The sequence below is a fragment of the Fusobacterium sp. DD2 genome (assembly GCF_018205345.1).
Taxonomy (GTDB): Bacteria; Fusobacteriota; Fusobacteriia; order Fusobacteriales; family Fusobacteriaceae; genus Fusobacterium_A.
In genome coordinates this window covers 1-8,371 of sequence record NZ_JADRHM010000088.1, presented here as the reverse complement: position 1 = coordinate 8,371, position 8,371 = coordinate 1, and the positions used below count along the sequence as shown (strand labels likewise).

Annotated in this window: 8 protein-coding genes; 7 read left to right on the top strand and 1 reads right to left on the bottom strand. The window is 31.3% G+C overall.

Going from position 1 to position 8,371, the window contains the following annotated elements:
- Window positions 1-83: 83 nt before the first annotated feature.
- Window positions 84-1,877: a replication initiator protein A gene (locus IX290_RS10610; protein ID WP_211493162.1), complete on the bottom strand. Its 1,794-nt coding sequence runs from the start codon at window positions 1,875-1,877 to the stop codon at window positions 84-86.
- A gap of 891 nt (window positions 1,878-2,768) precedes the next feature.
- Between IX290_RS10610 and rpmH the strand changes: the two genes are divergently transcribed.
- The 7 genes from rpmH (at window position 2,769) to mnmG (ending at window position 8,334) form a co-directional block, all read left to right on the top strand.
- Window positions 2,769-2,903, top strand: coding sequence for a 50S ribosomal protein L34 (gene rpmH / locus IX290_RS10605; protein WP_005886225.1), 135 nt, complete (start codon window positions 2,769-2,771; stop codon window positions 2,901-2,903).
- Window positions 2,904-2,976: 73 nt separating this feature from the next.
- The gene (rnpA, locus tag IX290_RS10600; RefSeq protein ID WP_211493161.1) at window positions 2,977-3,315 is read left to right on the top strand and encodes a ribonuclease P protein component; all 339 of its coding nucleotides are present in this window, start codon (window positions 2,977-2,979) and stop codon (window positions 3,313-3,315) included.
- An 8-nt stretch (window positions 3,316-3,323) separates the two neighbouring features.
- Window positions 3,324-3,560 (top strand): membrane protein insertion efficiency factor YidD, encoded by a 237-nt coding sequence (yidD, locus tag IX290_RS10595; RefSeq protein WP_211493160.1) that lies wholly within the window; start codon window positions 3,324-3,326, stop codon window positions 3,558-3,560.
- An 8-nt stretch (window positions 3,561-3,568) separates the two neighbouring features.
- Window positions 3,569-4,189, top strand: coding sequence for a YidC/Oxa1 family membrane protein insertase (locus IX290_RS10590; protein ID WP_211493159.1), 621 nt, complete (start codon window positions 3,569-3,571; stop codon window positions 4,187-4,189).
- A gap of 5 nt (window positions 4,190-4,194) precedes the next feature.
- Complete coding sequence (locus tag IX290_RS10585; RefSeq protein WP_211493158.1) at window positions 4,195-5,037, top strand: R3H domain-containing nucleic acid-binding protein; 843 nt, start codon at window positions 4,195-4,197, stop codon at window positions 5,035-5,037.
- Window positions 5,038-5,046: 9 nt separating this feature from the next.
- Window positions 5,047-6,417, top strand: a complete 1,371-nt coding sequence (gene mnmE, locus IX290_RS10580; protein ID WP_211493157.1) for a tRNA uridine-5-carboxymethylaminomethyl(34) synthesis GTPase MnmE — start codon at window positions 5,047-5,049, stop codon at window positions 6,415-6,417.
- 66 nt (window positions 6,418-6,483) lie between these two features.
- Complete coding sequence (mnmG, locus tag IX290_RS10575; RefSeq protein ID WP_211493156.1) at window positions 6,484-8,334, top strand: tRNA uridine-5-carboxymethylaminomethyl(34) synthesis enzyme MnmG; 1,851 nt, start codon at window positions 6,484-6,486, stop codon at window positions 8,332-8,334.
- Window positions 8,335-8,371: the final 37 nt, after the last annotated feature.

Sequence of the window (8,371 nt, the reverse complement as noted above, 5' to 3'; positions counted from 1 at the left end):
AGGGTTGTTACAAATCTAAATTTTATAGATTTGCACAACCCTTTTTATCTTATTTAATATGTATACGTTCAATAATAAATTATCTATTTTTCATTTTTCATCTCTTCCAAAACCCTACCAATGAAAGGTTTTAATGAATCTATATACATCTTTCTAGCTTCTGTTTTCATAATAAGAAGGAAATCAACATTGGCACCATTTTCCTCTGCACATATCTTAAGAGCTCTCTCCTCTATTTTTAATTTTTCATATTCATCAAAAGTTTCAAACTCTTCTAAAATATCCTTTGGTACCTCTTTTTCATCTATAATCTCACTTATGTTGTTAAGAACAGTTCTTTTGCTTGCCTTACGAGCTCTATTTATACGATTTTTGCTCTTTAATCCTTTACCCTTAACTACATTGCCAAATAAAGTGAGATTCTGTTTACTACCGTTTTTATCCTTTTGTGAGAGATTCTTTAAAACTCCATTTATATATTGAACTAAAGTTGTCTTTATATAATCTTTTAAAAGATATAGGATTCCAAGTACCTCTTTAGCTTTTTCCTCTCCCTCTTCAATAAAAATCTTTTTAATTTTAGTATCTGTTCTCTTATCCCATGCTTTAGAAACATAGATATTTCTCTTAGCCTTTTTAATAGCATCTAAGATAGAATCAGGAAACTCAAAATCATCATCTTTTTTCTTGCTCTTAGCTGGTGCTTTTGGTTTTTCATCATCAATTATATCTATCACTTCAGCATCTTTAAGATCAGGCTGCTTTTTACCAGTGTATCCCTGAGAGCTTTTCATCTCAATATATGATGATACATGGCACTCTCCATCTTTTTCTTTGTTGAAAATATAATCAATATAATATGTATCTTCATCTTTTTTATACTTAGATGAATATTTTATTATATATCCCATTTCAACCAAGATATCAAAGGCTTTGCACACTCTTTTCAAGACCTGTTTTATTCTTGACAGTGTGTATATTTTAACCTCTCCACTTTTGTTTACTCTCTCTGTAATCTGTTCAGTTTTAAGTGGGATAATTGCTGCTAATGTACGAAGGTTTATTGTATCAAATTCCTTGTCATATCTTATCTTACTTATGTATTTATAAATTCTTCCAGCAATTGGATCCTTAGTTAAAATCTCTAAAAGAGATCTTGAATTATATTTTATATATCTCTTATCTTTAATCTTCTGTCTGATATTTTTATTCAGAGTGACTCTATAGAATTTACGTCTTCCACGCTCTAGTTTCTGATAAGTAAGAAGTTTAAACTCCTCATCTTCAAATTTGTAATTTCCAAGTTTTGTGTGATTTGAAACTACAAACTGATACTCAGTATTTTTCATATTCTTAAGAGCCTGCTCAACCTTGGTATAATAAGTTCTGTTCATCTTATTTCCAAGGAAGTTAACTATAAAGTCTGAAATCTCAAACTCTATATAATCGTCAGTGTTATTCAGTTCTTTTTTTATCTCATACATTGATATCAGATATGTATATATCTTCTCTTCAAATATAGATGGCTGGAATACCTTATCATTTATATCCTTTGCAATCAATGTACATGACATTGTAACTCCTAAATCCTGGAAGGAGTATTGGAAGTTTACCTTTTTATTCTGCTTCTGTGGAGTAAAAAAAGGAAAAACTATCATTTCAACAGGAATGTTTATTATATTGTCCTTAAGATTTAAAAAGTTACCAGTCTCCTTTATTATGACCTCTTTGACCTCTATTTCAGGAACCTGTTTTACTTCAATCTCAGGTGATCTGGTAAGTTTCATATCAATGTTATGAATATCATCTACCAGGGAACCTGTTTTAGTGATATTAAAGCTGTCTATCTCATTTCCAGTATGCTCTCCTTTTTTCATAAAATTCTCCTTTATTTTTAAAAACAAAAACAATAAAATATATCCATATGATAAAATTAGACAGATCAATCAAATAGAAAAATCTGCCAAATTTAATAATAAAATAAATATGTATACCAACAATAATATACCACAATAAATGTATATTGACAATAATAATTTGTATAAAATCATGGAAACTGCACTAAATAGCCAATTTTCAGTATTTTAAAATTTTATTCCCTTGATTTTATCTCTTAATTTTAACTAAACCTAAGTAAAATCAATAGTTTAGACATATGTATATGGACATTAATAACCTAATATTAGGCAAATAAAATATCATCTCAATAAAACTATGTGTTAGATATGTATATGAACATTAATAATTTACTCTTAATCCAATAGATATGCAAGTTATGGGATATGTATATAGACATTAATAATTTATTTTTTCTCTAAATCCCAATATAACTGGATTTCATTTTTTTTAATTTGCTATTTACATTGATTCTATTGTGTTATATAATATGTATACCATCAAAAATAATTTTATAGTGAGATAAGCATTGATTTTATTAAGGTCTTATCTAGGAAAATCCTTTTACACCATAATATATTATGGTGTTATGCATATGTATATAAACATTAATAAGTTTTTTAATAGAAATTTTTTCTATCCTTTATATTATAAGGGATTTCTTTTTGTGATTTTTATACTTTGGTCTGTACATTAAACATTATAACAATATTACAAAAATACAACTAAGGGTTTCAGTTTGTAATTTTTTTATTTTTTTTGTTTTTTTCTTTATAAAATAATAGGAAAATAGAATTAATACTTGACAAAATGACAAAAATACTATAAAATTTTTATCTGAAATATAGATTTTTTTTCGGAGGTGAAAAAGGATGAAAAGAACATACCAACCAAATAAGGCAAAAAGAAAAAAAGACCACGGGTTCAGAGCTAGAATGGCTACTAAAAATGGTAGAAAAGTATTAAAAAGAAGAAGAGCTAGAGGTAGAAAAGTATTATCAGCATAGAACCCGGTGTTACAAATCACCGGGTTTTTGCAAACCTTCTAGTTATATGAAAATTATTGGGAGAAATCTAATCATGAATAATTTGAAAAAAGACAGAGAGTTTCAAATAATCTACAATTCGGGACGGAAAAGTTTTGGTTATTACTCTCTTATTTTTTTTAAAAGGAATGATAATAATTTAAAAAGATGCGGATTTGTGGTAAGTAAAAAAACAGGAAATGCCGTTTGTAGGAATAGACTGAAAAGACTATTCAGAGAATATTATCGAAACAAAGAAAAATTTATTAAAGATGGATATGATATTATTTTTGTAGCGAAAAAAACTGCTGGGGAAAAATTTAAAACTTTGAAGTATCAGGATATGGAAAAAGATCTGAATAGAGTACTTAGTAGTGCTAAGATATTTAAGTAGGAAGAAATATGAAAACAATTATACTTTTATTAATAAGGTTTTATCAAAAGTATATATCTATATTCTTAGGAAAAAACTGTAGGTTTTATCCTACATGTTCTGCTTACACTTATGAGGCAATAGAACGATTTGGAGTTGTTAAAGGGGTATTTTTGGGAATAAAAAGAATCTTGAAGTGTCATCCTTTACATCCGGGGGGATATGACCCTGTACCTGAAAAGAAAGAGAAGAAAAAGAAAAATTAGGAGGATTCATGAGCTATATTTACGGATTACTAAAGGCAGTTATATCGACTTTGCTGAGTACTATGCATAATTTAACAGGAAACTTCGGAGTAGCTATCATTCTTGCTACTATTGTTATAAGAATTGTATTATTACCTTTAACTTTAAAACAGGATAAATCTATGAAGAATATGAAAAAACTTCAACCTGAACTTGAAAAGATAAAGGAAAAATATAAAAACGATTCTCAAATGATGAATCAGAAAACTATGGAGTTATACAAGGAAAACAAAGTTAACCCAGCTGGAGGATGTCTTCCACTACTTATTCAATTACCTATTTTATGGGCATTGTTTGGAGTATTAAGAGACCCTGCAACAGTTCCACCTGGATCTACTTTCTTATGGTTAGAACTTGTAAAACCTGATCCTTATTATATTTTACCTATTCTTAACGGGGTAGTTTCATTTTTACAACAAAAACTAATGGGATCATCTAGTAACCCTCAAATGAAAAATATGATGTATATGTTCCCTTTAATGATGGTATTTATTTCATATAAGATGCCAGCAGGACTACAAGTTTATTGGTTAGCTTCAAGTGTTGCTATGGTAGTGCAACAATACCTGATTATGAAAAAAGGAGATTAGTATAAATGAGTAAAGTTATAGAGATTAAAGCTATGAGCCAGGAGGAAGCTATAACTAGAGCATTAAATATTACAGAAGCAACTCCTGAGCATATTGTAAAAGTTCTAGAAAAACAAAAAAGCAGATCTTTTTTAGGGCTTTTTAACAAACAGGGAATTTATGAGATTGAGATAGATAAATCTCTTAAAAATGAGGCTAAACCTGAAGTAAAATCTCAAGTAAAAGAGGAAAAAAGAGAAGAGAAAAAGGTTGAGAGAAGAGAAACTGTAAAAAAAGAGCATAGAGAAGAAAAGTTTAGAGAAGATAAAAGAGAAGAAAAACCAAAGAGAAAAGAAAACAAAGAAGTGAAAGAAGATAAAGCTCCTAAAAAAATAGAGGAGCCAAAAGCAGAAAGAGCACAAGTTGATACTACTGATGCTTGTGACGCTATTCGTGCAAAAGCTTCTGAACTTTTAGAATATATAGGACTTAACCTTGAAATAGAGGTTACACATGTTAAAGACAGAAATTATCTGATAGAGTTATCAGGTGAAGATAACGGTATCATTATCGGTAAAAAAGGAAAAACTTTAAATAGTTTTGAATATCTATTAAACTCTCTAATGAAAGAGTATAGAATGGAAGTGGATGTAGAAGGATTTAAAGCTAAGAGAACTGCTACTTTAAGAGATCTTGGTAAGAAAATGGCTGAAAAAGCTCTAAGAACAGGTAAAACTGTAAGATTAAATCCAATGCCACCTAGAGAGAGAAAAACTATTCATGAAGTTATTAACAGATATCCTGAACTTGATACTTTCAGTGAAGGAAGAGACCCTAAGAGATATATTGTTATAAAGAAAAAGAAATAGGAGGCACTTATGCTTTTTGATACTATAGCGGCTATATCTACTCCTCGTGGAGAGGGTGGAATAGGAATAGTGAGAATTTCTGGAGACAGTGCTATAGAGATAGCTGAGAAAATCTTTAGACCTATCTCTGGTAAAAAAGTATCTGAACTTAGAAACTTCAGCATAAACTATGGGCATATCTATGATGGGGATACCATGATAGATGAGGTTATGGTATCAGTAATGAAGGCTCCAAAAACTTATACAAAAGAGGATATTATTGAGATAAACTGCCATGGAGGTCTTGTTGTAACAGAGAAGATTCTTGAGACAGTTCTAAAATATGGAGCTAGACTTTCAGAGCCTGGAGAGTTTACAAGAAGGGCATTCTTAAATGGAAGAATAGACCTAACTCAGGCAGAAGCTATTATTGATATTATACATGGAAAAACTGAAAAATCAGTATCACTTTCTCTAAATCAATTGAGAGGGGATCTGAAAGAGCAGATAGAACATCTTAAAAAACTTGTACTTGATGTTGCTGCTCATATAAATGTTGTATTAGATTATCCAGAAGAGGGTATTGATGACCCATTACCTGCAAATCTTGTAGGAAATCTTGAAGAGGTAATAAGTACAACTGATAGACTTATAAAATCTTATGACAAGGGTAAGATGATTAAAGAGGGAATTAAGACTGCCATAGTAGGTAAGCCTAATGTGGGTAAGTCAAGTCTTCTAAACTCTGTTTTAAAGGAAGATAGGGCCATTGTAACCCATGTTCCAGGGACAACTCGTGACGTTATTGAAGAAGTTGTAAATTTAAAAGGTATTCCCCTTGTTTTAGTTGACACAGCTGGAATCAGAAATACTGATGATATTGTTGAAAATATCGGTGTTGAAAAATCTAAAAAGATGATTGATAAAGCTGACCTTATACTTTTTGTTGTAGACTCGTCAAGAGAACTTGAAGATGAGGATTTTGAAATCCACGATGCAATAAAAGCTGATAAGGTAATTGGAATAATAAATAAAATTGATATGGAGAGAAAAGCAGACATATCAAAACTTACTAAAGTTACAAAATGGATAGAGATATCTGCCAAAGAAAATCTTGGAATAGATGCTATGGAAGATGAGATCTACAACCATATAGTTGATGGAAGTATAGAAGATAGTTCGCAAAAGATAACTATCACCAATGTGAGACACAAATCTGCTCTGGAAAAGACTAAACAATATGTAGAGAATATGTTTGAGACAATCAACCTTGGACTCCCAATGGATCTACTAGCTGTAGATATTAAAGGTGCCTTGGATTCTCTATCAGAGGTAACTGGAGAGATATCAAGTGAAGATCTTTTGGATCACATATTTAGCAATTTCTGTGTTGGAAAGTAGTCAAATGAGGATGGAACGGACTAAAGTCTTGTGAAGTCCTCTTTCTTAATTTATTAGGAGGAAATAATGAAAAAAATTTATGATGTTATAGTTGTAGGTGGAGGACATGCTGGAGTAGAAGCAGCCTTAGCCGCAGCAAGACTTGGAAAAGAAACAGCTATATTCACTCTATATCTGGATACAATAGCTATGATGTCTTGCAATCCTTCTATCGGAGGTCCTGGTAAGAGCAATCTTGTAGCTGAGATGGATATATTAGGTGGAGAGATGGGAAGACATACAGATGAGTATAATCTTCAATTAAAACACTTAAATGAGAGTAAGGGACCAGCTGCAAGAATAACTAGAGGACAAGCTGACAAATATCTATACAGAACTAAAATGAGAAGAAAACTTGAGCACACTGACCATCTATATATGATTCAGGACTGTGTTGAAGAGATTTTAGTAGATGATGGTAAGATTAAAGGGATAAGAACAAGACTTGGAATATCTTACTTTGCAGATGCAGTAGTACTTGCAACAGGAACATTCTTAAAGGGTAAAATAGTAATAGGAGATGTGGCATACTCTGCTGGTAGACAGGGAGAGGAATCTGCTGAAAAACTTTCAGATTCATTGAGAGCCCATGGAATTCACATTGAAAGATACCAGACAGCTACACCACCAAGACTTGATAAGAGAACAATCGATTTTTCTAAAATGGAAGAATTAAAAGGTGAGGAGCATCCAAGATACTTCTCAATATTTACACATAAAGAGAAAAATAGTGTAGTACCTACATGGCTTACACATACTACACCTAAGACAATAGAAGTGGCAAAAGAGATGCTTAAATACTCTCCAATTGTAAGTGGAATAATAGAAACTCACGGTCCCAGACACTGTCCATCACTTGACAGAAAGGTAATAAACTTCCCTGAAAAGACAAACCATCAAATATTTTTGGAACTTGAATCATTAGATTCTCAGGAAGTATATGTAAATGGACTTACTACAGCTATGCCACCATTTGCTCAGGAAGCTATGCTTAAGACAATAGCTGGACTTGAAAATGCTAAGATAATGAGACATGGTTATGCTGTTGAATATGACTATGCACCAGCATCTCAACTATATCCAAGTCTTGAGAGCAAGAAAATATCAGGACTATTCTGTGCAGGTCAGATAAATGGTACATCTGGTTATGAGGAAGCTGCATGTCAGGGATTTATGGCAGGGGTAAATGCTGCAAGAAAACTTGATGGAAAAGAACCTGTACTTATTGACAGAAGTGAAGGATATATTGGAGTACTAATAGATGATATTATCCACAAGAAGACTCCAGAACCATATAGAGCACTTCCATCACGTTCTGAGTATAGACTTACACTTAGATTTGACAATGCATTTATGAGACTTTATAACAAGGCAAAAGAGATAGGAATCTTATCTCAGGAAAAACTTGATTACCTTAAAAATGCAATTGATATAGTAAATTCTGAAACAGCAAGATTAAAAGATATAAGTGTGCCAATGGTAAAAGCAAATGCACTACTTGAAAAACTTGGTTCTACTCAAAAATTTGCTAAAGGTATCAAAATAAGTGAACTTCTAAAAGTTAAAGAGGTAACTTATGACTCACTTGCTGAAGTAACTGAAATAAATGATTATCCAGAATTTATTAAAAATCAAATTGAGACAATTATAAAATATGATATTTTTATAAAAAGAGAGAATGAACAGATAGAGAAATTTAAAAAGCTTGAAGAGTTAAAAATCCCTGCTGACTTTGATTTTGCATCTATAAAAGGTGTGTCTAACATTGCAAAATCTGGACTTGAAGAGATAAGACCAATGTCTATTGGTGAGGCTTCAAGAATAAGTGGAGTAACAGGAAATGATATTGCACTGATAATTGCAAATCTTAACAAGTAATATGTATATGGACAATAATAAGGCTGATGCTTTCAGC